General features: G+C 38.7%; 28 protein-coding genes. 14 read left to right on the top strand and 14 right to left on the bottom strand.

Translation table 11 applies throughout. From position 1 onward, the window contains the following. Nucleotides 1-21: 21 nt before the first annotated feature. The 3 genes from NSQ77_RS16080 to NSQ77_RS16070 all read right to left on the bottom strand — a co-directional run bounded on the left by NSQ77_RS16080 (nucleotide 22) and on the right by NSQ77_RS16070 (nucleotide 1,592). A complete protein-coding gene (locus NSQ77_RS16080) occupies nucleotides 22-441 on the bottom strand; it encodes a DUF3139 domain-containing protein (protein ID WP_339227048.1) in 420 nt (139 codons plus the stop codon). A 618-nt stretch (nucleotides 442-1,059) separates the two neighbouring features. Next, entirely contained in the window at nucleotides 1,060-1,380 is a 321-nt protein-coding gene (locus tag NSQ77_RS16075; protein ID WP_339227047.1) for a YolD-like family protein, read from the bottom strand. After that, complete coding sequence (locus tag NSQ77_RS16070) at nucleotides 1,377-1,592, bottom strand: hypothetical protein (RefSeq protein ID WP_339227046.1); 216 nt, start codon at nucleotides 1,590-1,592, stop codon at nucleotides 1,377-1,379. The genes NSQ77_RS16075 and NSQ77_RS16070 overlap by 4 nt, the downstream gene beginning before the upstream one ends. A gap of 137 nt (nucleotides 1,593-1,729) precedes the next feature. Between NSQ77_RS16070 and NSQ77_RS16065 the strand changes: the two genes are divergently transcribed. The 3 genes from NSQ77_RS16065 (at nucleotide 1,730) to NSQ77_RS16055 (ending at nucleotide 3,699) form a co-directional block, all read left to right on the top strand. Next, nucleotides 1,730-2,980, top strand: coding sequence for a DNA polymerase IV (locus NSQ77_RS16065; protein ID WP_339227045.1), 1,251 nt, complete (start codon nucleotides 1,730-1,732; stop codon nucleotides 2,978-2,980). Between the two features lie 265 nt (nucleotides 2,981-3,245). Further along, complete coding sequence (locus NSQ77_RS16060) at nucleotides 3,246-3,431, top strand: hypothetical protein (RefSeq protein ID WP_339227044.1); 186 nt, start codon at nucleotides 3,246-3,248, stop codon at nucleotides 3,429-3,431. A 16-nt stretch (nucleotides 3,432-3,447) separates the two neighbouring features. Next, nucleotides 3,448-3,699, top strand: a complete 252-nt coding sequence (locus NSQ77_RS16055) for a spore coat protein (RefSeq protein WP_339231044.1) — start codon at nucleotides 3,448-3,450, stop codon at nucleotides 3,697-3,699. 146 nt (nucleotides 3,700-3,845) lie between these two features. Here NSQ77_RS16055 and NSQ77_RS16050 read toward each other — a convergent pair whose 3' ends face one another. The 4 genes from NSQ77_RS16050 to aldA form a co-directional block, all read right to left on the bottom strand. Further along, nucleotides 3,846-4,490, bottom strand: a complete 645-nt coding sequence (locus tag NSQ77_RS16050) for an SDR family oxidoreductase (protein WP_339227043.1) — start codon at nucleotides 4,488-4,490, stop codon at nucleotides 3,846-3,848. 228 nt (nucleotides 4,491-4,718) lie between these two features. After that, nucleotides 4,719-6,146, bottom strand: coding sequence for an MDR family MFS transporter (locus tag NSQ77_RS16045; protein ID WP_339227042.1), 1,428 nt, complete (start codon nucleotides 6,144-6,146; stop codon nucleotides 4,719-4,721). Between the two features lie 216 nt (nucleotides 6,147-6,362). After that, complete coding sequence (locus tag NSQ77_RS16040; protein ID WP_339227041.1) at nucleotides 6,363-7,247, bottom strand: TetR/AcrR family transcriptional regulator; 885 nt, start codon at nucleotides 7,245-7,247, stop codon at nucleotides 6,363-6,365. Nucleotides 7,248-7,689: 442 nt separating this feature from the next. Further along, a complete protein-coding gene (gene aldA, locus NSQ77_RS16035; RefSeq protein WP_339227040.1) occupies nucleotides 7,690-9,141 on the bottom strand; it encodes an aldehyde dehydrogenase in 1,452 nt (483 codons plus the stop codon). Between the two features lie 329 nt (nucleotides 9,142-9,470). Between aldA and NSQ77_RS16030 the strand changes: the two genes are divergently transcribed. Beyond that, the gene (locus NSQ77_RS16030; protein ID WP_339227039.1) at nucleotides 9,471-10,550 is read left to right on the top strand and encodes a dicarboxylate/amino acid:cation symporter; all 1,080 of its coding nucleotides are present in this window, start codon (nucleotides 9,471-9,473) and stop codon (nucleotides 10,548-10,550) included. Further along, complete coding sequence (locus NSQ77_RS16025) at nucleotides 10,510-10,689, top strand: cation:dicarboxylase symporter family transporter (protein WP_339227038.1); 180 nt, start codon at nucleotides 10,510-10,512, stop codon at nucleotides 10,687-10,689. The genes NSQ77_RS16030 and NSQ77_RS16025 overlap by 41 nt, the downstream gene beginning before the upstream one ends. Nucleotides 10,690-10,785: 96 nt before the next feature. Here NSQ77_RS16025 and NSQ77_RS16020 read toward each other — a convergent pair whose 3' ends face one another. From NSQ77_RS16020 to NSQ77_RS16010, 3 genes are all read right to left on the bottom strand, one after another. Next, nucleotides 10,786-11,049, bottom strand: a complete 264-nt coding sequence (locus NSQ77_RS16020; RefSeq protein WP_339227037.1) for a hypothetical protein — start codon at nucleotides 11,047-11,049, stop codon at nucleotides 10,786-10,788. 243 nt (nucleotides 11,050-11,292) lie between these two features. Continuing rightward, entirely contained in the window at nucleotides 11,293-13,008 is a 1,716-nt protein-coding gene (locus NSQ77_RS16015) for a GMC family oxidoreductase (RefSeq protein WP_339227036.1), read from the bottom strand. A 36-nt stretch (nucleotides 13,009-13,044) separates the two neighbouring features. Further along, on the bottom strand, nucleotides 13,045-13,812 hold the full coding sequence (locus NSQ77_RS16010; protein WP_339227035.1) for a gluconate 2-dehydrogenase subunit 3 family protein: 768 nt from the start codon (nucleotides 13,810-13,812) through the stop codon (nucleotides 13,045-13,047). 327 nt (nucleotides 13,813-14,139) lie between these two features. Here NSQ77_RS16010 and NSQ77_RS16005 point away from each other — a divergent pair, with 327 nt between their 5' ends. Then, nucleotides 14,140-14,883 (top strand): GntR family transcriptional regulator, encoded by a 744-nt coding sequence (locus NSQ77_RS16005; RefSeq protein ID WP_339227034.1) that lies wholly within the window; start codon nucleotides 14,140-14,142, stop codon nucleotides 14,881-14,883. A gap of 42 nt (nucleotides 14,884-14,925) precedes the next feature. Here the strand turns inward: NSQ77_RS16005 and NSQ77_RS16000 are convergent, their stop codons facing one another. Next, the gene (locus NSQ77_RS16000) at nucleotides 14,926-16,566 is read right to left on the bottom strand and encodes an SLC13 family permease (protein WP_339227033.1); all 1,641 of its coding nucleotides are present in this window, start codon (nucleotides 16,564-16,566) and stop codon (nucleotides 14,926-14,928) included. A 249-nt stretch (nucleotides 16,567-16,815) separates the two neighbouring features. Between NSQ77_RS16000 and NSQ77_RS15995 the strand changes: the two genes are divergently transcribed. Continuing rightward, on the top strand, nucleotides 16,816-17,913 hold the full coding sequence (locus NSQ77_RS15995; protein WP_339227032.1) for a tartrate dehydrogenase: 1,098 nt from the start codon (nucleotides 16,816-16,818) through the stop codon (nucleotides 17,911-17,913). A 93-nt stretch (nucleotides 17,914-18,006) separates the two neighbouring features. On the opposite strand, the gene NSQ77_RS15990 is transcribed toward NSQ77_RS15995, so the two are convergent. From NSQ77_RS15990 to NSQ77_RS15980, 3 genes are all read right to left on the bottom strand, one after another. Continuing rightward, a complete protein-coding gene (locus tag NSQ77_RS15990) occupies nucleotides 18,007-18,696 on the bottom strand; it encodes an RluA family pseudouridine synthase (RefSeq protein WP_339227031.1) in 690 nt (229 codons plus the stop codon). 246 nt (nucleotides 18,697-18,942) lie between these two features. Continuing rightward, nucleotides 18,943-20,085, bottom strand: coding sequence for a glycosyltransferase family 1 protein (locus tag NSQ77_RS15985; protein WP_339227030.1), 1,143 nt, complete (start codon nucleotides 20,083-20,085; stop codon nucleotides 18,943-18,945). Nucleotides 20,086-20,145: 60 nt separating this feature from the next. Continuing rightward, nucleotides 20,146-20,688 (bottom strand): phosphatase PAP2 family protein, encoded by a 543-nt coding sequence (locus NSQ77_RS15980; protein ID WP_339227029.1) that lies wholly within the window; start codon nucleotides 20,686-20,688, stop codon nucleotides 20,146-20,148. A 316-nt stretch (nucleotides 20,689-21,004) separates the two neighbouring features. Here NSQ77_RS15980 and gvpQ point away from each other — a divergent pair, with 316 nt between their 5' ends. The 7 genes from gvpQ (at nucleotide 21,005) to NSQ77_RS15945 (ending at nucleotide 25,139) form a co-directional block, all read left to right on the top strand. Beyond that, nucleotides 21,005-21,571 (top strand): gas vesicle protein GvpQ, encoded by a 567-nt coding sequence (gene gvpQ / locus NSQ77_RS15975; RefSeq protein ID WP_339227027.1) that lies wholly within the window; start codon nucleotides 21,005-21,007, stop codon nucleotides 21,569-21,571. A gap of 104 nt (nucleotides 21,572-21,675) precedes the next feature. Beyond that, complete coding sequence (gene gvpA, locus NSQ77_RS15970; RefSeq protein WP_339227026.1) at nucleotides 21,676-21,951, top strand: gas vesicle structural protein GvpA; 276 nt, start codon at nucleotides 21,676-21,678, stop codon at nucleotides 21,949-21,951. A gap of 139 nt (nucleotides 21,952-22,090) precedes the next feature. Beyond that, nucleotides 22,091-22,366: a gas vesicle protein GvpO gene (gene gvpO, locus NSQ77_RS15965; RefSeq protein ID WP_339227025.1), complete on the top strand. Its 276-nt coding sequence runs from the start codon at nucleotides 22,091-22,093 to the stop codon at nucleotides 22,364-22,366. 18 nt (nucleotides 22,367-22,384) lie between these two features. Continuing rightward, on the top strand, nucleotides 22,385-23,299 hold the full coding sequence (gvpN, locus tag NSQ77_RS15960; RefSeq protein ID WP_339227024.1) for a gas vesicle protein GvpN: 915 nt from the start codon (nucleotides 22,385-22,387) through the stop codon (nucleotides 23,297-23,299). Nucleotides 23,300-23,304: 5 nt separating this feature from the next. Continuing rightward, nucleotides 23,305-24,072: a GvpL/GvpF family gas vesicle protein gene (locus tag NSQ77_RS15955; protein ID WP_339227023.1), complete on the top strand. Its 768-nt coding sequence runs from the start codon at nucleotides 23,305-23,307 to the stop codon at nucleotides 24,070-24,072. After that, on the top strand, nucleotides 24,069-24,326 hold the full coding sequence (locus NSQ77_RS15950; RefSeq protein ID WP_339227022.1) for a gas vesicle protein GvpG: 258 nt from the start codon (nucleotides 24,069-24,071) through the stop codon (nucleotides 24,324-24,326). Before NSQ77_RS15955 ends, NSQ77_RS15950 begins: the two co-directional genes overlap by 4 nt. A 9-nt stretch (nucleotides 24,327-24,335) precedes the next feature. Beyond that, complete coding sequence (locus NSQ77_RS15945) at nucleotides 24,336-25,139, top strand: GvpL/GvpF family gas vesicle protein (protein ID WP_339227021.1); 804 nt, start codon at nucleotides 24,336-24,338, stop codon at nucleotides 25,137-25,139. The last annotated feature ends 4 nt before the right edge of the window (nucleotides 25,140-25,143 follow it).

The following is a 25,143-nucleotide window of genomic DNA, read 5'->3' as shown; positions in this document are numbered from 1 at the left end:
CTTTCCCCCAATTTACTCTGTCTAATCCCTATTATCCAAGGAATGCTGGCATTCTTTTTCACTATACTTCGTTTCTCCCTCAAAACTTTCGGTCACTCCTTCTGCTGAGAGAGTTTCCTTATCACAAAATTGCTGAACCTGTTTTCCTTTTTTCTTTACTCCATAATAATACGTTATATCCGGTTCATCTTTAAAAACAACCATATAATGACCTTGATAGAAACCCGTATTTGTTAAGTGCTTTGGCTCTACATAATGTGCTTCCTCCATTTGATCCTCTGTATACCCCATCTCTTCCAGATGTGCTGGAATATGCTTATTCACAAGATATTTCGTATATGGATTTCCATTATTCAGCACATAAATAAAACCCGCTGGAACAGCAATGAAAAGTACAATAAAGAAGATGCCAACTATAATCAACAGCTTTTTGGTACTCATCCGAATCACTCCGATTCATTATAATGCAGACCTGCTCAAGACATTTACCATATTTCTTCTGCCTTGATTATAGCTTTATTAGAGGTTAGCAGCAATTAATCATTCCGTATTTTCCTAAAATTGCAATTCAAAAGACATTCATTGATAAATTAATTTTAATCGTAAAAAAGCTTCTATTATTATCCTCTGATTTTTCATTTTCCTCAATATCGGTTATAATAAAGTAAGTAATTCCATAAAATATAAAAAGATCGTTAGTGCTGCTACACTAACGACCATACAATAGCCCTTCAAGGGGGCGACTCACATTAGAGTTATACCAATAACCACCCTAATTGCTCGTCAGGCTTGCAGGGTGGCTATTTTTTTTGATCTGACAGCACAGCCACAATTAAAGCTCCAAACGAAATCATTAGAACCAACGACTCATATACCGTCATCATGCATCACCCCCTTTCAGATTAAAAGGGGTGAGCCACCACCCATGAAAGCCTTCTTGTACAAGTTCTATTGTAGCAAAAATACATCATTTTTAACAGAACATATTTTCCCATTTTTCAATTTTCATTATAATGCTGCTATCGATTTCAAGACTTCTCCTAGTCATAAACAAGAAAACTAAACGACCAGAACCTCTATAATATCACTAAACTTCACCTGCGTTCGATCCTCCTTATCAAATACAATACAATCGTTCGAAACAACGCTCAGCAATTTTCCCTTTACTTTATGAAAATCATGTTTTTTATAATATTTAACCTCTACCGTGAGGTTATCATGGATTGCCAGCTGTAATTTTATTGCATTTTCTTCAATCTGCTGTTCATCTAAAACCGGCTTTTCTTTATAACTATATTCAACCTGTAAAGCTTTTAACATTTCGATATGCTCTGGCAGCATAAGTGCTGTCCATTTCTTCGCTCCGCGATCATGTATCATGCGATTCTTGCCCTCCTGCTTGCTTTTTCCACCGACAAAATATTTTCTATTTTAAATGTACGGATCTGTTTGCGATAAAAACAATAGGCTAAAATATGATCGTCACACACCTCCAGCACGCGCACAAATCGCTGCGAAACATTGCCATCACGTGCCATATAAATCATTTCCAGCTTTATCTTTTCATGAACAGCATGATTTAATAAATTCATCTTATCGCACTCCTTAAATAGAAACGTTTGTTCTATTATATCACAAAAACAGAACATATATACTGTTATTTATTGACATTGATAATTTACATTTTCTTGCATACAATAGGAACAAACGTTCTAAAGAGGTGAGTCAATTGGACTATTCTCCTTACCCGCGTCATGATGTGCTTTGTATTGATATGCGTTCTTTTTACGCAAGCGTCGAAGCGATGAAACTAAATGAGGATCCGATGAAGGTTATGCTTGCTGTCGTTGGAGATCCAAACAGGTCCGGAAGTATTGTACTAGCAGCATCCCCTGCCTTAAAGCAAAGATATGGGGTGAGTAATGTAAGTCGTTATTTCGAATTACCAGACGACCCAAACATTATCGTTGTGCCAGCCCATATGGCTGATTATTTAAACGTATCCGTTGAAATAACAAAATTACTGCATGATTACGCACCACCAGAAGCAATCCATCAATATTCGGTTGACGAAGTTTGGATTACCGTAAATGGCCTGCAAAAGCTTTTCGGAAGTCGTCAGGAGATTGCACACAAGATACAGCGTGACATATTGGATCGATTTGGAATTACTTCCTCTATTGGGATTGGGGATAATAAATTTCTCGCAAAGGTCGTCATGGATTTACACGCTAAAAAAACAGGGATTGCGGAATGCAAATACGAGGATGTACCAGAAAAGCTTTGGCCAACTCCTGTTCAAAACATTTGGGGAATTGGACATCGGATGATGAAGAACTTGCACCGCATGGGAATTGTTACACTTGGGCAAATCGCCAATTATAAACTGGAACTCTTACAAAAACGCTTTGGAGTCATGGGAGAACAGCTCTATTGGCATGCATGGGGAATTGATTTAAGCCCTGTTTTTGGTGACTTTACAAAACAGGAGCAAAAAGGCTTCGGACATGGCATATCTTTGCTCCGGGATTATACGAGAGATGAAGTTTCTTACTGCATTCTTGATCTTTGCGAGGAGGTGTGCCGCAGAGCTCGTACAGCAGGTAAAGCAGGCAGAACCATTCAGCTTAGCATTTCCTATTCAAAAGAAGAAGCTGGTGGATTTTCACATTCCCGATCAATTGATATCCCTACTAACGTGACCATGGATATGTATAGAATTTGCATGCAGTTATTTCAGGAATTTTATGATGGAAAAAGCATGATTAGGCATGTATATGTCACCTTAACAAAGCTATTCGATCAGACTGATGTCCAGCTCGATCTATTTGAGGATCGCGCAAAGAAAAATGATATCGGCTATGTAATGGATGCGATTCGTGATAAATATGGGCCTACCGCTATTCTCCGTGCCTCAAGCTATACAGATGCCGGGATTACGCTGGAGCGCAGCAAGAAGATTGGCGGACATTATGCTTAATGTTATGACGGGACAGCTATGCTTGTCCCTTTCACCTTTAAAAAGTCATCGTTTATTGAAACTTCTCCCCAGCAAAAAATAACCGAATTGCATTTATATAACCACGGTATTGATTGAGAAAACAGGAATGCCAATACCGCTTTTTCTTCATCATTCCCCAAAACAGCTTACCAATCTTTAAACGAAGGTGATTCTTCTAAATACAAGAATATCCAAATTATTACTGGTTAAACTAACGGTGAATTCACTTGAAAGGAGCTTCTGCATGGATCAGCTAACACAAACTGAACTGGAAAATCTGCGAAAAATGATTGGTGAACATGGGATGATTGCAAACAAATTAGAATCGTATGCAGCATCTGCAACAGATTCGGAACTTAAAACAATTTTACAACGGGACGCACAAGCTGCAAGACAGGCACAGCAACAGCTATTACCATTTTTACAATAGGAGGAACTTAAGTATGCTGCAAGATAAAGATATTGTGAATGATTATTTAAACGGATTAAATGCAAGTTTAAAAAGCTATGCAGGCTATATAAGTGAAGCAAACAATTCCCAACTCAGACAAACACTTGTAAGTTTACGTAATGGAGACGAATCACGTCAGCGAACTGTCTATAGCTATGCATTGCAGAATGGGCATTATAAACCAGCACAACCTGCTACCCCCGAAGAAATTCAGCAAGTAAAAACAGAACTGAACTCAGGACAATAATTATTTATACATGAAAATATAAAATCGGCAAATTATTTATTTGCCGATTTTTATTAACGCTGTATCATTCCTGCCAGTTTTGTAGTGATCCATCGTTATCAAAACTGGCAGCTTTATATAATTCCAGTATTAATAGAACGGAGAACTTATACAGTCTCTAATACTTTACCAGTTTCTTTTTCACCTTCTATTACCTCAAATGTTTTCCTGTGCGTATTGCTGCGTTCAAGCACATCGACAAGAATATGTGCCACATCCGATCTTGGAATAGAGCCATCACCGATGTCGAAGAATTCTGGTGAAATCTTAATTTCTCCTTTCGCTTCATCATTCGATAGTGGTCCAGGGCGAACAATTGTATAATCAAGATCTGTTTGCTGCAGATGGCGATCTGCAACGCCCTTGGCAACCATATAATGTTTGATTTTCTCATTCTGTTCGTCTGGGTTGCTGGAGCCAACTGAACTTAATTGAACAAAGCGCTTAACTCCTTTTTCCTTAGCATAATCTACCGCTTTTATAGAACCATATAAATCAACGGTCATTGTTTTATCTGCTCCAGTGGAACCGCCGGATCCTGCTGCAAAAATAACTGCATCCACACCATCAAGTGCAGAACTAAAGTCTTCTTCAAGATTGGCAAGCACAACGTTTTCTGCACCGAGTTCTTTTAATTTATCCATTTGTTTTTCTTTGCGCACCATTGCCGTCGCCTTATGATTCGAATCAGCCAGCTCTTTCACAACCTTTCTGCCAACTTGCCCATTCGCTCCAATAACGAGTACGTTCATATTATAGCCTCTCCTTTATAATGATATCTGTTTAAAATGTTCCCGCTCACCAGTTTGCAAAACATAGCGAGGAAAGTTTCCCCTATTTGTTCTGCTTTTAAAATAAATAAGACGCATGAAATCTGATTTAAAATCCTGATTTCATGCGTCTTTTATTTTCATGGCTGAATCGAAAACCAGTTATTTTTTCTTACATCTCAGTGTTTTTGAATGGCAATAGATTATTTCCTATCTCGGCCTAATATCATCAGGATTCTCTGGACGTGAGTTTTTAATAAAGAACGCCATAATTAATGCAATAACAGCAAAGATTGCTGCAACAATAAAGGAGATATTAACACCATGCAACATTCCAGTAACCCCCTGATTTGGAATGGTATTACTTGTCATTACCGTCACAAGAAGGGCGGTACCTACAGAGCCCGCAACCTGCCGCATTGTATTGTTCATTGCTGTTCCATGCGGAATTAACTTGGTTGGAAGCTGGTTCAATCCAGCCGTCGTCACTGGCATCATAACCATGGAAATACCAAACATCCTGATTGCGTTAACAGCTGCGATATACGTGAATGTCGTATCTTCGTTAAAAATCGCAAACATAAATGTTGTAATGACGAGAATGGTCACCCCTATAATGGATAGCCATCTTGCTCCAAATTTATCAAATAAACGTCCCGTAATAGGACTCATAATCCCCATTAACAGAGCTCCCGGCAACAATGCTAATCCAGACTCTAACGCAGAAAATCCGAGCATATTTTGCATCATTAACGGCAATATAACAGCAGCACCGATCATGGCAATAAATAGCACCATACCAAGGACTGTCGTTATTGTAAATACACTATACTTAAATACCCGGAATTCCAGAATTGGTTGTTCTAACCTCAACTGTCTGAAAATAAACCATACGAGAGCAAGTGCACCAATGAGAAGCGATAAGACTACCTGCATACTTGTCCACCCACTATTACCAGCGGCACTAAATCCATATAGCAAACCACCAAACCCTAAAGTTGATAAAATAATGGATAAGATATCAAGCTTAGGGAATGTTCTATTGGTAACATTTTTAAGCAAAAGATAAGCAAAAATGATATCTAAAATGACAATCGGGAGAATTATATAGAATAAACTTCTCCACGGGAAATGATCGACAATCAAACCGGATAGAGTCGGGCCAATCGCTGGGGCAAATGCAATAACCAGGCCGAACATGCCCATTGCTGAACCACGTTTTTCAATTGGAAAAATCATAAACATGATTGTTTGCATTAATGGCATTATAATCCCTGCCCCAGCAGCCTGCAGAACGCGCCCGGCCATTAAAATGGAGAAAACCGGAGCAATAGCACACATTAATGTACCTAAACCAAAGATAGTCATTGCTGTGAGAAATAATGCTCGGGTTGTAAAACGCTCAATTAAAAACGCTGTAATTGGTATCATAATTCCGTTTACAAGCATAAAAACAGATTGCAGCCACTGAGCGGTATTCGCATCCAGCTGTAAATCCGCCATAATATGGGGTAAAGCTGTAGCTAAAAGTGTCTGATTCAAAATCGCAACAAAAGCACCAGAAAGCAATACAGCAATAAGTGGAGCTTTATTGAATGCAGGTTCATTCGGTTGTCCGGCGGACTGATTTTTAACCATATAATTAAAACCTTCTTTCTTGTCTTACAGGAATATTAATTTACAAAAACGGGGCTGGATACAAATTTTAAAGAACAACCGCACTAACATTAACGGCAAACAGGAACTAACGTATAGTTTATGAATATCACTCAATTTTAAGCACCGTTAATTTATAAAGATAAAAGGTCGGATTCTTTAAATCATAGAATCCAACCATTTTTGTTATTACCTCGTTCATTCTATAAATTGTTCCAGCACTTGCCATGCCATTTTAACGACTTGACTTATTTCAAGCTCATAACTTGAGCCCTCAAAAACATGTTTCAGTGACAATAATACACTTTCCAGCAAAAAGAGACGCGGATTTTCTGACTGGAATTCCTCAAGCAAAAACTGAACATACTCATTGTTTTTCTTTTTTTCTTCCTTTTCCAGCTTTTCAGTAAGGTTATTTAATCTAGTAATTAATTGTTGCTTCATCTCCATATGGTCCGTTGATAAACTTTCAATCGTTAAACCCAGCCAATTTTCCGGAAAAAAAGCTTTTTTATTTTTCTCACGAATAACAGGTTTCAATTGATCAAGCGCAAACTGAATAACCGTCTCTGTGGCCATTTCTCTATTCGCACCCAAATTCCAAACACGTATGATCTGATGAATGCAGCCAGTTAACATTACAGCATGATCGACCGCGTGGTGCGCCTCTTCTTCACCAAAAACATCAACCAGTCTTTTAGCAATCCAGTTCAATTCCTTTGTTTGGCTCTTTTTAAAGAATGCTTTTAAATCATTATCATCTGACCAGGCAACTGAGCCAAAAATAGCCAGCAAATTGTGGTAACGATTCATATCTAACCGGACAGCAATTTGTGATACGAGAACATTTTCGTCTGCCTTATTTTCGCCTTGCGCAAGTTCAATCCGTCTTCGCTCTGCTTTTTCGTTAACAGTTTCTAATATGGCAATCAGACATTCATTTTTTGAAGCAAAGTAATTGTAAAACGTCCCTTTCGCAATTTGCGCTTCATCCAGAATGTCCTGGATTGATGTTTGGGCAAACCCATTTTCGGAAAATAATCGATGTGCTGCATCGGTTATTTGTTTTTTTCGCGGATTCATTATATCACCTTATGTACCATTAGTCTATTTTTATTTTACAACTAAAACCCTTTAATATCAAACATTTTCAATGAAAACGTTTGATATTCGGTATTTTTTAGACTTTAAGTATAAAAAGAGAAGCAAGGAAATTGAAGTGACATGGCAATAGAATGATATTCTAGTATGTCGCCGGCATATCTATTTTTGATAGCAAAACAACCTCGTTAACTGCTGTATTAGGAGAGATTTAACAATGCTTTTAACACCTCAATTGATAGAGATTTTATTGAACAATAACAATTATCGCAGGTAAAACCTTTTAAAAATTTCGGTGTCAAGGCAGCCCTGAAAGCAATTTAACATTGTTATACAACGAAAATGGCATACGTCATTTCGTATGCCATTGCCATTTAATCGTTGTCCACCCTCAAAACAGAATCCAACTGTCCCAAGTGTATTTTTATTGTTTATCCTCAGTATATTGCATGTAAACTACATGGGTAACGAGGAAATCTTCAATACCATGTTTTCCGTCTGTTCCGCCCAGCCCGGATTTTCTCATTCCTGCATGATACCCCTGTACCGCCTCAAAGTTTTCACGATTGACATATGTTTCACCGAATTTCAGCTCATTAATCACACGCATGGCTTCATTCATATCTTCTGTATAGACAGAAGAAGAAAGGCCATAAACCGTATCATTACCTTTTTCGATTGCTTCATCAAGTGTTTGAAAGGTATCAATTGGGATAACAGGACCAAAAATTTCCTCCTGCATAATATCGGATTCATGTGTCACATTCGTTAAGATTGTCGGCTTATAAAAATAGCCATTGTCCTGATTTGCACGCTCACCGCCAATAACTACTTTAGCACCGTTTTCTTTTGCTTTTTGCACCATATCATCCACTGTTTTAAGCCGATCACCGCTAATTAGCGGACCAATATCAGCTTCCTTGTTTTGCCGCGGATTATCAATTGTCTGACTTTCAAACCTTTCCTTCAATTTATTTATAAAGGAGTCTGCAATATCTTCCTGAACATAGATGCGTTCTGCGTTTGTACAGGCTTGGCCATTGTTGGCAAGCCGGGATGTCGTAATATTTTCAGCAGCTAAGTCCAGATCTGCATGTTTCGTGACAATAGCAGGTGCTTTGCCACCTAATTCCAGATTCACTTTCGTAATATTGGATGCAGCTGCTTCCATTACCTTTGTCCCCGCTGCAATGCTGCCGGTCATGGATACCATCGCAACTTTTTCATGGCTTGCCAATGCATTCCCAACCTCTGAACCAGTACCAGTCACAACATTGTACACACCTTTAGGAATTTCCTTCATTTTATCAACTATCTTTGTAAATTCCATTGTTGTATTTGGTGTTTTCTGACTCGGCTTCAGAACAAGCGTACAGCCAGTGACAAGCGCTGAAGCAACTTTTCTGGCAAGAATGAATACCGGGAAATTCCATGGTACAATACCAGCTACAACACCGATCGGCTTCTTATAAATATAGATATTTTCATTTGGACGGTCGCTCGGAACAATGTCGCCCTCTATCCGACGCGCCCATTCCGACATATAATGAAAATAGTCAATCGCCAGGTCGACTTCGCCTTGTGCAAGTTCGTAATTTTTACCTTGTTCCTCCTGAAGCAGATCAATAAAGGTATTGCGTTTCTCCTGAATCGCGTCTCCTAATTTACGAACGATTTTCCCGCGCTCAATGTTTGGTTTTAATTCCCAGGATTTTTGGGCATCAAAAGCTGCTTGGACAGCTCTATCCACATCTTTATCTGTACCTCTAGGAGCTTGAGAGATCACCTCTTCTGTAGCCGGATTGATAATATCCAGCCAGTCATTTCCTGTAGAGTCTGTATACTCACCTTGAATATAGAGTTGATGTTTCTTCATCATAACGAGCCTCCTTGCAATTTTAATGGTGACTACCTATTTATGGATATTCCACTTACCCAACAAATTAAACGCTATTCCCCACTCAGACTGTCTTCAAATAAATAAAGCAGTTGATAAAATTGATAGCAGCTATTCATGATGCCTTTTTAATAAAGTTTTCCTAACAGTGAAGATAATAAAATTAAGAAGCAACTGTTTTAGACAGATTTTTTCGAATCACCCCGCAAATTACAAAGTGGATAGATTATTAAATATTTTGACAAACATCTGTAATTAAATTACTATATATTCTATTAATTTATTTTGAATGAAGGAGGGAATTCTCAATGAAATTATCAACAAAAATAACCATCAGCTTGGTTCTTGGAATTTTGTTCGGGGTGTTTTTAAATATATTTTTTCCAGCAATTATCCCTAATTTAGAACAATATGTGTTAACACCTATCGGACAAGTATTCTTAAGGGGTATTCAGTTTGTAGTTGTGCCACTTGTCTTCACATCCCTTATTATTGGTTTTTCAAGTCTAAAGAACACAGAAAAAGTCGGCCGACTCACCCTGAAGATTTTAACGCTCTATATTGTTACGAATGTAATTGCACTTGCTATTGGACTAGCAACAGCTCAAGCATTAAAACCAGGAAAAACGGTAGATACAATCAATAATGCAGGCACGCAAGAAATTCCTGAAGGACAGCATATTATTGAGTGGCTCGTTTCCATTATACCGACCAATCCGTTTGAAGCATTTGCTACCGGGAATATGCTGCAAGTTATTTTTACAGCCATTCTGATCGTTATTGGAATTCGCTTTGTCGGTGACCATGCAGCACCTTTTGTTTCATTCATAGAAAGTTTCCATAAAATTATCGAAAAGGTCACTTTAATTGTACTTAAAATTTCTCCGATTGGAGTATTCGCTTTAATAAGTTCTGTAATAGCTGCTCAAGGATTCGGCATCGTTCAAAAATTAATTATGTATATAATTGGACTAATTTTAGCAATAGGCATAATGATTGTTGTTTATGCACTCATATTAGCTGCATTAAAAATCTCTCGCTTTTGGAAAAGCTTTCTGCCTACATTCGGAATTTCCTTTGGCACTGCCAGCTCTAACGCCGCATTGCCAGTAGCAATGGAAAATGCAAAAACGAGTTATAAAATGAGAGCGGATATCGCGAGCTTCGCAATCCCTCTTGGTACTGCATTAAAAAGGGATGGCGCATGTATTTTACAATCGTTTAACGTTCTGTTTGTAGCGCAATTATTTGATGTAAGCCTAACAGCTTCTATGATTATTGCCATCATCATTAGCGCATTAGTCGTCTCTTTTCAGCACTGCAGGAGTTCCTGGAGCGGGTATCATTATGATGTCTACCGTTCTCACCGCTGCTGGTTTGCCGCTTGAAGGTATTGCACTTGTGGCAGGAATTGACCGTTTAACAGATGGATTCAGAACGTTGTTAAACGTTGTTGGAAATGTGGCTAATGCAACGATTTTAGATAAATGGGAATCGAGGGACGCTAAAAATTCAACAGTTGGTTGAGGTATCTAATTTAAAAAGAAGCTGATTGTTATCTATATCAGCTTCTCTTTCCGATTTAACTAGTTTTCCCTATTCCATGGTTTTGCTCCAAAAGCTTTACTCTGCACCTCTGTCACTGTCGAATTCCAGATCATCTCCCTTTTGTAACTCTTGATCTGTTTGATCAGGATCTTCATCATATATAGATTTGTTTTCTTGATTCTCTTCACCTTCCAAGTTCGCATCATTTTCATAATCGGCTGGGCTATTGTTTACATCACCCTGCTGCTCATTCGAATCATTATTATTAACGTTACATGCTGCTAATAAACTTAACGAAAACAAGCTGGAAAAGAATAGAACTTTCCAATTGATTCTCATCTTATGTACCACCTTACTTTTCATTTTTTAGTTAACATTAATATGTCCCTAAAATAATAATCATAGTCTTGAATAATCATACATTTTTTAGTGAAGTCATCGTTCAAAAAGGAAACCCGCTCCACAATAGAAAGCAGGTATGTTAATCTTTTTATATAACTGGCAGGGATATCCTGCCTAAAGAGAGATTTTTAATACAATAACTTAAGTGCGGTTAAGAAGGAAATCACGGATTAAAAACAATTAAACAAGAGAGCCGCCTTGCTTAAGATACGTTTCAATTCCTTCTGCAGCTCTATAAGATAAAGCACCTAATGTACCAGTCGGATTGAAACAGCTGTTATGAGGAAATGCGGAAGCCCCGACTACAAATACATTTTCAGCATCCCACATCTGTTGATAAGAGTTAATTGCTGACGTTTCAGGTTCAGCCCCCATAATGACGCCTCCAGTATTATGTGTGTTCGTATCGACATTTACGTTGAAGGGTGCTTGCTCACCAACTGTATCTATATGATCTGGCCCCATTTCTTCAGCGATCGATTTTGTAACTTTCGCCATGTACTTCACTAACTCTTTGTCTTGTTCCGTATAATCATACGTTATGCGCAATAACGGCATGCCGTATGCATCTTTATAAGCAGGATCCAAATCAATATAATTTTGCCGATGAGGCATACTGGCACCTTGTGATTTGACCTGGAGGATGCTATTTGTGTATTTAATCGATTGTTCCTTAAATTCTTTTCCCCACGAAGGCGTTCCAATTGGTACGTTATTATTGGCAATTGGCCGGTTCCCGTATTGTGTAGAACGGATTCCTGCCCCATGAATAAAGTTCTCATTCGTATGGTCGAAATTATCACCTGTGAATTCGGGAATTTCAATTCCCAATGCACCTGCCCCAGCATATAGATTAAATTCTCTATCATTATAAAATAAAGTAGAGTACCCGGAACTTACTTGATAACAATAATTTTTGCCAATAACGCCTGTCCCGTCTGCTGGATTATACGGTTTACCTAGTCCAGAATTAAGCAGAAGTCTTGCATTATTGAATACATAGCTTGCGACAACCACTACTTCTGCAGGCTGTTCAAACTCCTCCCCAGTAAGTGTATCCACATAAATAACACCTGTAGCTTTCGTCCCGTCATTTAAAATTTGCGTTACATTAGCATGTGTACGCAGGTCAAGGTTACCCGTTTCTTGTGCAACAGGCAGAACAGTTACAACCGGGTCCGCTTTTGCGCCATACTCACAACCAAAGTTTTCGCAGTACGCACAGTATTGACATGCTGCACGTGCAATTCCATCTGGGTTTTCGTAGTTCTCGGATAAATTCGCAGAAGGCATCATATAAGGTTTGTAACCAAGTTTTTTGGCCGCCTTTTCAAATTCCTCTAATACGGGTGTTTTTAACATTGGTTTAGTTGGATAAGGATTTGAACGGCGACCATATAATTCAACTGTCTCACCTGAAATACCGGACATTTTCTCAAAGGTATCGTAATAGGGTTCTAACTCGTCATATGTAATACCCCAATTCTGAAGTGGGTAATCGGCTTTGATTTTATTTTTTCCGTATCTTTCTTCCGTCATCGTTTTAATTTCAAAATCATACGGAAGAAAACGATATGTTTGACCATTCCAATGACTACCTGCACCTCCAAGCCCATCACCAACAATAAAGGTCCCATATTGGCGCATCGGGAGCGCTCTCATCTTGCTGTTATTACGATGTGTAACGGTTTCTTTGGATAAATCTTGCATTAATTCTTCTCGATGCTGGAAGCGGAGTTCATCATGGACCATAAGATAATCACTCATCTTCCTTTCTTTCCCTCGCTCAAGTCCGACGACTTTGATTCCAGCCTTTGTTAGTTCAGAGGCAATAATCCCCCCTGCCCAACCCATTCCAATAACAACAACAGGTTCTTTTGGTAATTTTGTAGCCATGTTTCTCAACCCTTTCTATTTTTGAACAATCTATTCTTAAGAATGCCCCATATGACTTTGGAGGCTGTTTGGCTCCAGTTCAACAAAATCCTTTTTTTGGATTTCATTGATATATCCCATTCTCGTACCAGGATACTTTCGCATTTCCCACCCCAGCATCTCTTTATTGCCACCATACATCGGATCTGCATAAACACCCTCCAGCGTTAACTGTCTGAGCAATTTGAAAAACTCCGTTGTAGAAACACCCGAAATCGAACCTGCTTTACCTTCCTCAAAAGCAGCTAACACGCCGTCTTGCTCTTCTGCTTCTAAATCAAGAAACTGCTTTTCATAATTTTCGCTGCTGTAATTATCCAGTCTTTTTAAACCTAAGCGGAATAAATCTTGGCGTAATAGTTTGATTTGTTCACCTTGTGTTGGTTCAGGCTTATAAAATGGACCCAGCCGATAATCCTTTGCATTTACTCCCCATTGACTAGCAAGTTGATGATCTATATATATCGCAGCATTCAATTCCATAGCTCCAGGACCATTCTCATCCTCCGGAAAAATACGTTCCACCGCTGCATTTGTTGTTTGATATTCATCTGGGGTAAAAAACATCAAGGCAACATTTGGGTTAGCAACTTCAGCGACCGGGGCTGGTGCAGGCTGTTCTGTTGGCTCCTCCTTTACATTTCCAAGCAAGCCACCAATTGTCCCGCCAATTACAATCCCGCCAAAAGTTATTCCTGAATTCTTTAAAAAAGCACGTCTTGTACTGGTTGTATTTGCTTGTTGATTGTTCTCGTTGTCCGTCATTCTAATCCCTCCAAATATATTAAAGAATAAGTAAATCCAACATTTAGGCAAACCATATCCTTCTATAAGATTGATACTCTTTATTGCAAATGCCCTTGATAATACAGAATAAGAAAGTTTCTTTTTATTTGTATACAATGTCAGCGCGAGTGTGGTTTGTACTTTTTCATAATTATGTCCAAAACACGATATTAATAAACTCAGATTCCAACCAGCAAATTTCCAAATTCGTTTACATTAGAACATTCAAAAAAGATGGTATACAATAATGTAAGAAGCAACCCATCACGGATAGGATAAAATTTCACTAGACTAGGGGACAGAAAAATGAAAAACGGAGATACGAATACAACACATGCTACACAAAACAGTATCCAAGAATTACGTCGTCTTATAGAGGGATTGAAGTCTTTACATGAGTATCGATTACCTCAGCGGGCATACCATATTATACGATTAGCTATTCGCGACTTGATTTTGCCACCCGGAAAAACCATATTAGAGCGGGAAATGAGCGAAGTATTAGAAATGAGCAGGACTCCTGTACGCGAGGCTTTAGTACGTTTGGAAACGGAGGGAGTTGTCCGGTTGATTCCTCGGCGCGGTTTTATTGTGGAACCAATTGTCCAAGAAGACCTGAAGGAAATTTACCAAATCGTCGAAAATTTAGATGGACTTGCTATTGAAATAGCTACCAAGAAAGCCGAAGATGAGAAAATCAATCAACTTGAAGCAATTATTGAACAGCAGGAAGCTGCATTAGAAAATAAAAATCTGAAAGAATGGGCTGTTTTGGATGACCGGTTTCATTCGATGATTATTGAACTTGCAGGAAATAAACGTCTCAGCTCCGTAATTGAAATTCATTCCGATCAAACTTATCGCGCTCGCTTATTCACGATTAATAACCGTCCATTACCACTCCGTTCCATAAAAGAGCATAAAGCAATCACTGCTTGCATGCGGGCAAAAGATGAAAATGCCGCTCGCATCATGATGCAATCCCACCGAAAACGGGCACAGCAAGAAATTTTAGCAGGAATAGAAAAGATAAATAGCATGCAAAAATAAGACTAGTATCCTGTAAACCTTTTGGATACTAGTCTATTTCCATTACATTAAATGTCCAAAAATGTATGGAACATAGTAATAAACAATAATAACCGTGAACGTAATTGAGAATAAATTCAGCCAGACACCTGTTTTTGCCATATCCGCCATTCTTACATAACCCGTACCGAATACAATTGCATTTGGCGGGGCTGCGACCGGAAACATGTAAGCAAAGGTCGCCCCCATGTTAGCAGCTACCATTAATACAATCGGATCTGTACCAAGCGATGCAGCGGCAACCGCAACAATAGGATACACCATTGTAGCTGTTGCAGTGTTTGATGTAAACTCTGTCAAGATTGTAATCAGGGTTACAATCAATGCAATTGTAATGAATAGCGGAATATTTTCAAAGCTAGTCAATTGCCCACCAATCCACTGATCTAAACCCGAATTCATAATTCCAGCAGCTAATGCCAGTCCCCCTCCGAATAGCCATAAAATCCCCCAAGGAAGTTTAAGTGCTGTATTCCAATCCATAATATTCCCATCTTTGTTTTTAGCTGGGATTAAGAATAAGATAATTCCTGCAAGTAAAGCAATTAACGTGTCATCTAAACCAGGTATAAATTTATTCAGAAAGAAGCTTCGTGTAATCCACGCTGCAGCAGTTAAGGTAAAAATGGTGAAAACAACTTTTTCTTCATAACTCATTTTCCCTAGTTCCTGTAGATCCTTTTTGATGATTTCTCTTCCTCCAGGTATTTCTTTTACTTTTAATGGATAAGCAATCTTTGTTAAATATAACCAGACAAGCGGTACAAAAAGGATGACCAGCGGCACTCCAAATAATAACCAGCGAGCAAAGGTAATTTCAACACCATACAAACTAGACACAGTACCTGCCAGAATAATATTCGCTGGCGCACCGATTATCGACCCAAATCCGCCAATCGTTGCTGAATAAGCCGTCCCAAGCATCAAAGCTGTCCCGAATGGGAACTTCCCTGGCGACGTATCCATAGTCGTATGATGCTTCAAGGAGTCCGAGACATGCTTCGTTACTGCAAGGCAGATCGGTACCATCATAAGTGTGGTTGCAGTATTGGAAATCCACATGGACAGGAATCCAGTTGCAATCATAAAACCTAGAATAATGGTGCTTGGATTTGTTCCAACATACGAAATAATGGATAGCGCGACACGCCGATGCAAATTCCATTTTTCCATGGACAATGCTATCATAAAACTTCCTGCGAAAAGAAATATGAGCGAGTCTCCATAAGATGCAGATACCTCTCCTGTCTCCATTACACCTGTCATTGGAAACAAAAGTAATGGAAGCAATGAAGTAACTGGGATTGGGATAGCTTCTGTTACCCACCATGTCGCAATCCAAGCGATCGAAGCAAGTACTGTAATTGCTTCATCAGGCATTTCGGCAGGAGAAACAAAAAGTTTAATCACAATGAATAATGATGGACCAATAAACAGACCAATTAATTGAGGCCTCGAATATTTGGACGGTCTTTTCTGATTTTTTACCTTCTTATTTACTACTTCCTTTTCCACTGGTTCTGCAGCACTTTGCATCTTCAGCAATGCTGCAGGCGAAAATACATGCATTACCGAAGCCAGCACCGCCTTGATTTGATCATTCCACACCCACATCAATGCCCAAAACTCTTTTACAATTATCATATTTAGCCACCTACCTCTTTTGTTATCGCTTACATTAATTCCGTTGTTTTATTCAGAAAATTCTATAGTAGGATTTTACAACAACGTATACATTAAAGTCAATATTATTTATTAAACATTTTATAAAAACTTGTAATAATTGATTTTTTCTAACCTTTACAAAAAACCACCTTGACATTAATGCATACATTAATTTAATATTTGTATTAACCATAATTTAAATTGGATTTTTATAAGGAGGAATTTGATATGAGTGAACGTAAAAATTATCGAATCGCGGTCATCCCTGGTGATGGGATTGGGAAAGAAGTCATTGACGCAGGTCTGCGTGTACTGGATTACCTAGCTAAAGAGTCAAATGGCGCTTTCACTTTTGAAAACGATTTCTTCCCTTGGGGCTGTGAATATTATTTAGAGAATGGAAAAATGATGGATGAAGATGGTGTTGAAAAATTACGAGATTACGATGCCATTTATTTTGGTGCTGTTGGATTCCCTGGGGTTCCTGATCATGTAAGTCTATGGGGCTTGCGTTTAGCGATTTGCCAAGGTTTAGACCAGTGGGCTAATATACGTCCAGTTGAATTCTTGCCTGGAGTTCCAAGAAGACTCAACCATCCTGATATTGATAATCTAAATTGGATTTTAGTACGGGAAAATTCGGAAGGAGAGTATTCGGGTGTTGGTGGCAGAAACTTCGCAGGCAGAGAAGGAAGTAATGAAGTCGCAGTTCAATCCGCACTCTTTACTGAAACAGGATGCGAGCGAATCATTCGATTTGCATTTGATCTTGCTAGGACTCGTAAACGAAAAAAGGTGACAAGTGTAACGAAAAGTAATGCGCAGCAATATGGGATGGTGCTATGGGACGAAGTATTTGCCCGTGTAAGCAAAGATTATCCTGATGTTGAGACAGACCAATGGCTTGTAGATGCTATGGCAGCCCAATTTGTCTTGCACCCCGAAGATTTAGAGGTCGTTGTGGCATCAAATTTATTCGCTGATATACTATCAGACTTAGGAAGTGCACTTGCAGGAAGTCTGGGAATCGCCGCAAGCGCTAATCTAAATCCAGAAAAACGTACACCAAGTATGTTTGAATCCGTTCACGGTTCCGCTCCTGATATTGCTGGGAAAGGAATCGCAAACCCCATCGGAACAATCGGCAGTGCTGCTTTAATGCTGGATTACCTGGGACTTTCAGAAGAAGCAACCCGTATTAATCAGGCGATTGAAGCAACAACCCGTCAAGGGATTTTAACAAAAGATTTAGGTGGAACACATAATACAGCTGAAATTACAGATGCGATTATTAAAAACTTGAGTAAGCGTAAGGTTGAGGTGTGAATCCTGCTGAATAAGTGTTTTATCATGCGCTGGAATCTATTCATTCGTTTATTCCAGCGCGTTTTTCTGTTTTAGTAGATTGCTAAATTCAAATTACCTTTTGTATATCTTATTCCAAACATTCCACGGATAACGCTCTTCTGGTGGAGGGCACTGCACCTCTATCATTTCTTTTTTCACCGGATGCTCGAACCGCAATAGATTTGCCCAGAGTGCAATTTGCTGTCCGGGTCGATTAGTCTTTTGCCCATATTTCTGATCCCCATAGATCGGTGTTTTATTTGCGGAGAGCTGAACACGTATTTGATGTGGCCTTCCTGTATGAAGCTTTACAGACAATAAACTTAAACCTTCTCTGTTGGCAATCATTTTATAATCAAGTACTGCCTTCTTCGCCTTTTGATGATTGGCCGCTACCGTATATACCTTGTTTTCACGGGTGTTTTTATAGAGATAATGCTCAAGCTTTGCCTCATTCTTTGTTGGCAAACCTCTTACAACAGCCAAATATTTTCGTTCGATTGCTTGTCTGCGAACTAAATCTGACATTCGAGATGCAGCTTTCGATGTTTTAGCGAAAACCATTGCTCCACCAACAGGGCGGTCCAAGCGATGCACCAATCCAAGATAAACATTTCCTGGTTTTCCATAACGAATTTTCAGGTGCTGCTTCAGCATCGACAAAAAGTCATGGTCCCCTGTCCGATCTGCTTGCACTGGGATATTAACTGGCTTTTCCACAAGCAGCAGATGATTATCCTCATATAAAACTGAAATTTCCACGCATACCAATACTCCTTAAACCATAAAATATCTATTTTTGCTTTTAAAATGAACGTTGGAAAGCTCACCTAAATGATAGCAATTAACCTATAACTCTAGTATGGATAGTATCGAATGTCAAGGTTATGCGCTTTACAAAAAATTCCTCTCATTAAATCTTGGAAACGGAAAGAAAAAAAGCTGAACTCATTATTTATGAATTCAGCTTCTAATCTATCATTTGTCTTTTTCACAGACCACATACACTTAAGCAAGCACTTTGTCTCCTGCCTCTTGCGTCACTTGTTCATATTCTGCTAAAAGTCCATCAAAAATCGTATCCCAAGCCTGTGTTTTCGCATATTTCTTTGCTTCTAATCGCATTGTTTCTCTCTCCACCCGATTGGAAAGCATACGAATAATTGATTCTGTAAATCCATCCTCATCCTTCTCTTTACATAAAATCCCTGTTAAACCATTCTTAATAATGGTTCGAACACCACCAGCATTAACACCGATCACTGGTGTTCCACATGCCATCGCTTCTAATACAACATTTCCGAAGGTTTCTGTAGCAGAAGGAAAAACAAATAAATTTGCTGCTGCATACATTTCTGCTAAATCTTTTCCATTTATATAGCCTGCAAACGTCATGTTTGACGGTGCGATTTGTTCTAATTCATCTTTTAATGGGCCATCCCCCACGATAAGCCAATGAACATCATCGATTCCTTTTTGGAGCAGCTTTTCATTAATGGCTGGCAGCAAGCCAACATCTTTTTCCGGAGAAATTCTCCCCACATACAGCAGAATATATTTTTCTTTAATCTGATATTTTTCTCTAACCAGCTCTTCACTATATCTACTATGATACATGGATATGTCTACGCCGCGGGACCATATCGACAGGTTCGTAAATCCGCGCTTTTGCAATTGTTCCATTGTATCTGTTGATGGTACAAAAATCTTCTTTAATGGGCGATGAAACCAGTGCATATATTTCCAAAGCACTCTTGATAAAAATTGCATATCATAATAGGCCAAGTATTTATCAAAGTCTGTATGATAAGAGCCGACAATCGGTATATGAAGTTTTTTCGCGTAATGCAGTCCGCAAAGCCCCATATTAAACGGTGTCGCCACATGAATAATATCCGGCTGAAATTGCTGTAGTTCATCTCTGACATTTGACATTCTCGGCAATGCTAATCGACATTCCTGATATAGAAAGAATGGCAAGCTAAGAAAACGATGCACATTGCTTGAATATAGGTCTTCATTTGAACTTTTAGGTGCAAAAACACGGTATTCTATTCCCTGTTCGTCTAGATATTCCGTAAATCGTTTTAATGTTTTGGCAACCCCATTCACTTCCGGTGCAAAGGTATCTGTAAAAATAGCAATTTTCAAGACCATCCACCCCACATCAAATATTTGATAAATGTACATGCAAACAGGTATAAACGACTATTAAAACAAGACGAGCATACGAATAAATGAAAGTGTTAGAGTGCCTATCGCTGTCCCAAATAAGCATCCTGCAAGCACATCTGTAGGATAATGAAGTCCCAAATAAATTCGAGATAGTCCAACAGCAATGCCCAAGGGAAGTAAAATGGCGGTCAAGATAGGATAAAAAAGTATAAATGGAATTATGATTGCAAATATTGCTGTTGTATGACCAGAAGGAAAAGAATGATCCTGCAATGGATTTTCCATCACATTTATTTCTTCTAATCTTACATAAGGTCTTTTGCGAGGAAACAGCTTTTTAAGAAGTGCAACCGGAAGATGACTCATTGTTAAAGCTGCTGCACTAGCAATCGCAAGCAATTGAATCGTTCCAGATGTAAATAATATCAGAAGTAATACGGCGGCTATCGTAAACCTTGCTCCGCCAAAGTGTGTGACCGTCAGAAAAAAGCTGTTTACATACTTCCTGTCGAAGTATTGGTTTATCAAACGAAAGAGATGAACTTCCGTTGTATAAAACCAATGAAAGAACTTAACCATACCGTTTATCCCCCCATCAATTTATTCGTGTCCTCATATCCATTTTAATGAATGAATATTTAGTAAATAATAAATCCATGTAAATTTTTTTATATATAAGAGACAAACAGACAGGCATTTCTAATTTTAATACAATTGTAATTTTTGTAATTCCTGCCTCTAATTAACCTCTATGCTTCCGTTTTTTTGTACCTTTATTGTTACAACATGCCATGTTTCTTTAATCTAGTTAAAATTATCTAGTTTCTTAAACGTATGGAAGGGTAATTAATTGCTAAGCTGATATTCAATCAGGCCCCTGCTAAGGAGGTTATCTATGGGAACAACGAAGAAGATAATCGAAAAACCTGGCGTGCAAGCCTCGTTTATTGCTGGTGGGATTACTTTTTTAGCTACTACTGCACCGTTTTTATTTCCTAAGCTATCAAAAGGGATTCGAAATGCTGCTCCCAAAGTAAAAAATATTATCAAACGAGCAGACAGCCCAACGGAAATCAAACAAGCAGCAAAATCAGAAATAAAAGAGGAAATGGCAGAGCAATTCCGTAATAAGCTGACTGAAGGTATTCAATCCAAAGTAAATGAAGCTGCAGAAAAGCTGAAGAAAAAGAAATATGAAAATGTAGCAAAGGTTCATGCAAATGCAGAAAAAGTGGAAGACAAAATGCAGCATGCCCTCTTGCAGGTAAAGGAAAAAGTAGCAGGTGCAAAGGAAACTGGAGAGGAATTTCAAAGCAAATTAAGAAGAAGGACAAAATCGGAAACAGGGATTCGTGGTGTAAATCACATCAAAGGTGTAAGTCAGTTGAAAAGTGCAGCCTCTATTAAAAGTTCTGCAAAAATGAAAGGTCCAAGGAGTATTAAGCATTATGCAGATCTTTAAGCACAAAAGCGGAAACGCCTGTTCAGTGACGAGTTTTAGTTTTCTAATCAACACAAAACCTAATTCTTAGTAAGTTCAACGATCCAGAAAGGAGCATGATTTAAATGGCTATACAAAAGTCAACCGATAGTTCAAGTTTAGCAGAGGTAATTGACCGAATTTTGGATAAGGGAATTGTCATCGATGCGTTTGCAAGAGTTTCCGTAGTAGGTATTGAATTAATTACCGTGGAGGCACGTGTAGTAATTGCAAGTGTCGATACATGGCTGCGCTATGCTGAGGCCGTTGGTTTATTACAGGATGATTTTGAAGAGGATGGCCTATCTGATCGCTTATCTGCACGGGGTAATAGCTTGGAATATGAAGAGGAAGAAGCATAGATTTTAACTCACCAACTGGAATCAGGATATACTCCGATTCCGGTTATACTTACTGGAACACTTGGCATGTTAAAGAGATTCTAGGATTTAGTTAATAAAAATTTTTATCCTAGCTCATTTGCCGAAAAAATACAAGGAAGTGAGACATATGAAAGTGATGGAGGAAGTAAAGCAGTTTTTTAACGAAAATATCGCTCCTCCCCATAAAATTATTTCGGTTAAAAAACAGGAGGAAGATGGCGAGACTGGCTGGCGGGCACTTGTAGAAGTGATTGAGGAAAAAGAATATATGAAAAAATACGCGAATGATCAAATGATTGGATTATACGAGGTTTTCCTCGATACAGATTCCGAGGTTACCGGCTTTTCAAGAATAAGTCTTAGATTCCGAAGTGATCTGGAGGAACAAGCTTAGATGGCAGGAGGCTCAAACGTGACCGATTCTACGGAGACAAACCAAAAAAGTTTATATGAACAGTCTGCTTACTACAAAGGAATTATTAAACGGTCATTACGCTACCTGAATACCGGCTACCCCCTTCATCTTACAGGTCCTTCAGGAATTGGGAAAACAACACTCGCTCTTCATATAGCGAAGCAAAGAAAGCGACCCGTCATACTGATAAATGGAAATAAAGAGCTTTCTACAGAGGATTTTATTGGTGCATTTACTGGCTATAAACGCAGAAAACTGAAAGATAATTATATAAGAAGCGTTCAAAAAATTGAAGAAAGCGTTACGGAATCCTGGTCAGACGGACGATTACTCGAAGCGGTAAAAAAAGGCTATACACTCGTATATGACGAGTTTACACGTTCCCAGCCTGAGATAAATAACATCTTTTTGCCTATTTTAGAAGAGAGGATCTTACCCCTGTATGGAACCAAACAAAAGGAGCCATTTATAAAAGTCCATCAAAATTTCTCTGCTATTTTCACTAGTAATCCTGTCGAATATGCAGGTGTCTATGCATCACAGGATGCCCTTTTAGACCGAATGGTGACACTGACGCTTGGATCCCTGGATCAGGAAGCGGAAGTTACAGCAGTTGTCCATAAAACAGCGATCGAGCGAGAAAAGGCAGAAGCAATCGTTGAATTTATGATGAAAATCAGAAAGCTATGTGATACAGGCCAGAATTATCAAGGACCTTCATTAAGAGCGTCCATTATGATAGCTGAATTCGTGAAACAGTATGATATACCAGTTGACGGCAAGAATGAGGAGTTTAATCAACTATGCTTTGACATGACATGGTTCCCCCTTCAGGCATGCATAGAAGATAAACAGAAACAGCGCATAAAAAGACAGCTTGTACAAGAATGCAAAAAAATTACGTTAGGGTGAAGAAGATGAGTGAGAAACAAGGAATTTATGTATTTTGCGGCATTCAGACAGATAAAAAGGCTGGATTCGGCAATGTCCATTTTGATAGCGAAGACAGAGAGATTTACACGGTCCATTATAAAGATGCAGCAATGGTCGTTACTCGTGTTCCTATGAAAATCTATCATCCGAGTAAAGAAAATCTAATGATGCATCAGAAAGTGCTTTCCCGAGTAATGGAAACGATGGATACAGTCGTGCCAATCAGTTTCGGGAACCTATTCCAAAGTGAAGAGGATGTGCTCGCCTTAGCAGAAAGCCTCTATCCTCAGTTAGTGGAAATTTTCCCTCAAATTAAAGGAAAAATCGAGGTTGGTTTAAAGGTTGTTGGTAAAAAAGATTGGCTGGAAAAGAGTATCAAGCAAAATGAAAATGTCATGAAGAAAAAACAGATCGTACACTCCAAATCAGAGGCTGCCGGATATTTTGACCGGATTCAGTTAGGCGAGATGGCGAAAGACTTCTTCCATTCACTACAGAATGATATCAAGTCAGAAATACATGATTCATTAAGTACTCTCGCAGAGGCCAATCAAATCAATGATCCAATCGGCGAAAAAATGCTTCTCAATGCCGCGTACCTGATAGATAGCGACAAGGAGTCCCAATTCGATAAAAAAGTAAATGAACTTCATGACAGCTGGCAGGATAAAGTGGACTTTAAATACACAGGACCATGGCCAGCCTATAACTTTATCAATATTAAATTAAAGATAGAAGAACCTTCCACATGATCCAAAAAATCTTCACTTCGCCGATAAACTTAATTGTAAAAATTGGGGAAAAGGTTCAAGAAGAAGTGGAAAAAGAGCTATATGATCTGGAGCACATCCAAAAGAAATTAATTCACCTGCAGATGATGTATGAACTGGAAGAAATTGATGAGGCATCCTACAAGCAATCTGAAACGGAACTGTTAGTTCGTTATGAAATTGCTAAAAAACGAGAAATGGAACAAATAAATGAGTTAACAAAACGAAAAGAGTGAGGATGAAATATGGAGAAATTAATCTATTTATATGGAATTATACCGGCAAGCGGAAAAGACGCAGCTCCCCTCCCCTCTCTTAAAGGGCTGGATGAGGAGTCACAGATTTACAGCCTTCCATTTGAAAATGTCGATGCCATTGTCTGTGAGCTGGACCCAGTGGAATACAGTGAAAAGGAACTCGAAAAAAAATCAAATGATGTTAATTGGCTCCACCAGAAAGCATTTCACCATCACGAAGCATTGATGGAATTTTATGAGAGATATCCTATCATCCCAATGAAGTTTTGCACGATCTATTCTGGTCTGGAAAGTTTAAAAAACACAATCAGCACCCACGAGACACGTATGCTCCATTTACTTGATAACATCGCAGATAAAGATGAGTGGATATTAAAACTCTATTGCGAGCGGGATAAGCTAAAAGAAATGGTGGCAAGTAATAATGAAACGATAGAAGCCAAAAAGAAAGAAATTGCTGCCATGTCACCTGGCCGTCAGTACTTGGAAAATAGAAGGCTTCATCAACTTATTGATCAAGAGACAGAGAAAGAAACACATGCCTTTTCAAAATCGATTCATAAGAAACTAGCAGCATTAAGTGTCGACCACGAAGTGAAAAGAAATTGGAATAAGGATGTTACGGGACGCCAAGAAGAAATGTGCTGGAACAGTGTCTATATGGTGGATAAATCTCGAATTAATGATTTTAAATCTATCATTAAAAAGCTGCAGGATAAATGGGCGGGATCAGGCTGGCACTTCGAGGTTACAGGACCATGGCCATCCTATCATTTTGCCAAGATTAGCTAGTTTG

Origin of the sequence: Oceanobacillus sp. FSL K6-2867 (assembly GCF_037963145.1) — a bacterium.
GTDB lineage: Bacteria > Bacillota > Bacilli > Bacillales > Amphibacillaceae > Oceanobacillus.
This window is presented reverse-complemented; position numbering and strand designations above follow the sequence as displayed.

What these genes read in the sequence shown, in the direction of transcription:
- NSQ77_RS16080 (WP_339227048.1), bottom strand. Translation starts at nt 441, where the DNA reads ATGAGTACCAAAAAGCTGTTGATTATAGTTGGCATCTTCTTTATTGTA.
- NSQ77_RS16075 (WP_339227047.1), bottom strand. Translation starts at nt 1,380, where the DNA reads ATGATACATGATCGCGGAGCGAAGAAATGGACAGCACTTATGCTGCCA.
- NSQ77_RS16070 (WP_339227046.1), bottom strand. Translation starts at nt 1,592, where the DNA reads ATGAATTTATTAAATCATGCTGTTCATGAAAAGATAAAGCTGGAAATG.
- NSQ77_RS16060 (WP_339227044.1), top strand. Translation starts at nt 3,246, where the DNA reads ATGGATCAGCTAACACAAACTGAACTGGAAAATCTGCGAAAAATGATT.
- NSQ77_RS16050 (WP_339227043.1), bottom strand. Translation starts at nt 4,490, where the DNA reads ATGAACGTACTCGTTATTGGAGCGAATGGGCAAGTTGGCAGAAAGGTT.
- NSQ77_RS16045 (WP_339227042.1), bottom strand. Translation starts at nt 6,146, where the DNA reads ATGGTTAAAAATCAGTCCGCCGGACAACCGAATGAACCTGCATTCAAT.
- NSQ77_RS16040 (WP_339227041.1), bottom strand. Translation starts at nt 7,247, where the DNA reads ATGAATCCGCGAAAAAAACAAATAACCGATGCAGCACATCGATTATTT.
- aldA (WP_339227040.1), bottom strand. Translation starts at nt 9,141, where the DNA reads ATGAAGAAACATCAACTCTATATTCAAGGTGAGTATACAGACTCTACA.
- NSQ77_RS16030 (WP_339227039.1), top strand. Translation starts at nt 9,471, where the DNA reads ATGAAATTATCAACAAAAATAACCATCAGCTTGGTTCTTGGAATTTTG.
- NSQ77_RS16025 (WP_339227038.1), top strand. Translation starts at nt 10,510, where the DNA reads ATGATGTCTACCGTTCTCACCGCTGCTGGTTTGCCGCTTGAAGGTATT.
- NSQ77_RS16020 (WP_339227037.1), bottom strand. Translation starts at nt 11,049, where the DNA reads ATGAGAATCAATTGGAAAGTTCTATTCTTTTCCAGCTTGTTTTCGTTA.
- NSQ77_RS16015 (WP_339227036.1), bottom strand. Translation starts at nt 13,008, where the DNA reads ATGGCTACAAAATTACCAAAAGAACCTGTTGTTGTTATTGGAATGGGT.
- NSQ77_RS16010 (WP_339227035.1), bottom strand. Translation starts at nt 13,812, where the DNA reads ATGACGGACAACGAGAACAATCAACAAGCAAATACAACCAGTACAAGA.
- NSQ77_RS16005 (WP_339227034.1), top strand. Translation starts at nt 14,140, where the DNA reads ATGAAAAACGGAGATACGAATACAACACATGCTACACAAAACAGTATC.
- NSQ77_RS16000 (WP_339227033.1), bottom strand. Translation starts at nt 16,566, where the DNA reads ATGATAATTGTAAAAGAGTTTTGGGCATTGATGTGGGTGTGGAATGAT.
- NSQ77_RS15995 (WP_339227032.1), top strand. Translation starts at nt 16,816, where the DNA reads ATGAGTGAACGTAAAAATTATCGAATCGCGGTCATCCCTGGTGATGGG.
- NSQ77_RS15980 (WP_339227029.1), bottom strand. Translation starts at nt 20,688, where the DNA reads ATGGTTAAGTTCTTTCATTGGTTTTATACAACGGAAGTTCATCTCTTT.
- gvpQ (WP_339227027.1), top strand. Translation starts at nt 21,005, where the DNA reads ATGGGAACAACGAAGAAGATAATCGAAAAACCTGGCGTGCAAGCCTCG.
- gvpA (WP_339227026.1), top strand. Translation starts at nt 21,676, where the DNA reads ATGGCTATACAAAAGTCAACCGATAGTTCAAGTTTAGCAGAGGTAATT.
- NSQ77_RS15955 (WP_339227023.1), top strand. Translation starts at nt 23,305, where the DNA reads ATGAGTGAGAAACAAGGAATTTATGTATTTTGCGGCATTCAGACAGAT.
- NSQ77_RS15950 (WP_339227022.1), top strand. Translation starts at nt 24,069, where the DNA reads ATGATCCAAAAAATCTTCACTTCGCCGATAAACTTAATTGTAAAAATT.
- NSQ77_RS15945 (WP_339227021.1), top strand. Translation starts at nt 24,336, where the DNA reads ATGGAGAAATTAATCTATTTATATGGAATTATACCGGCAAGCGGAAAA.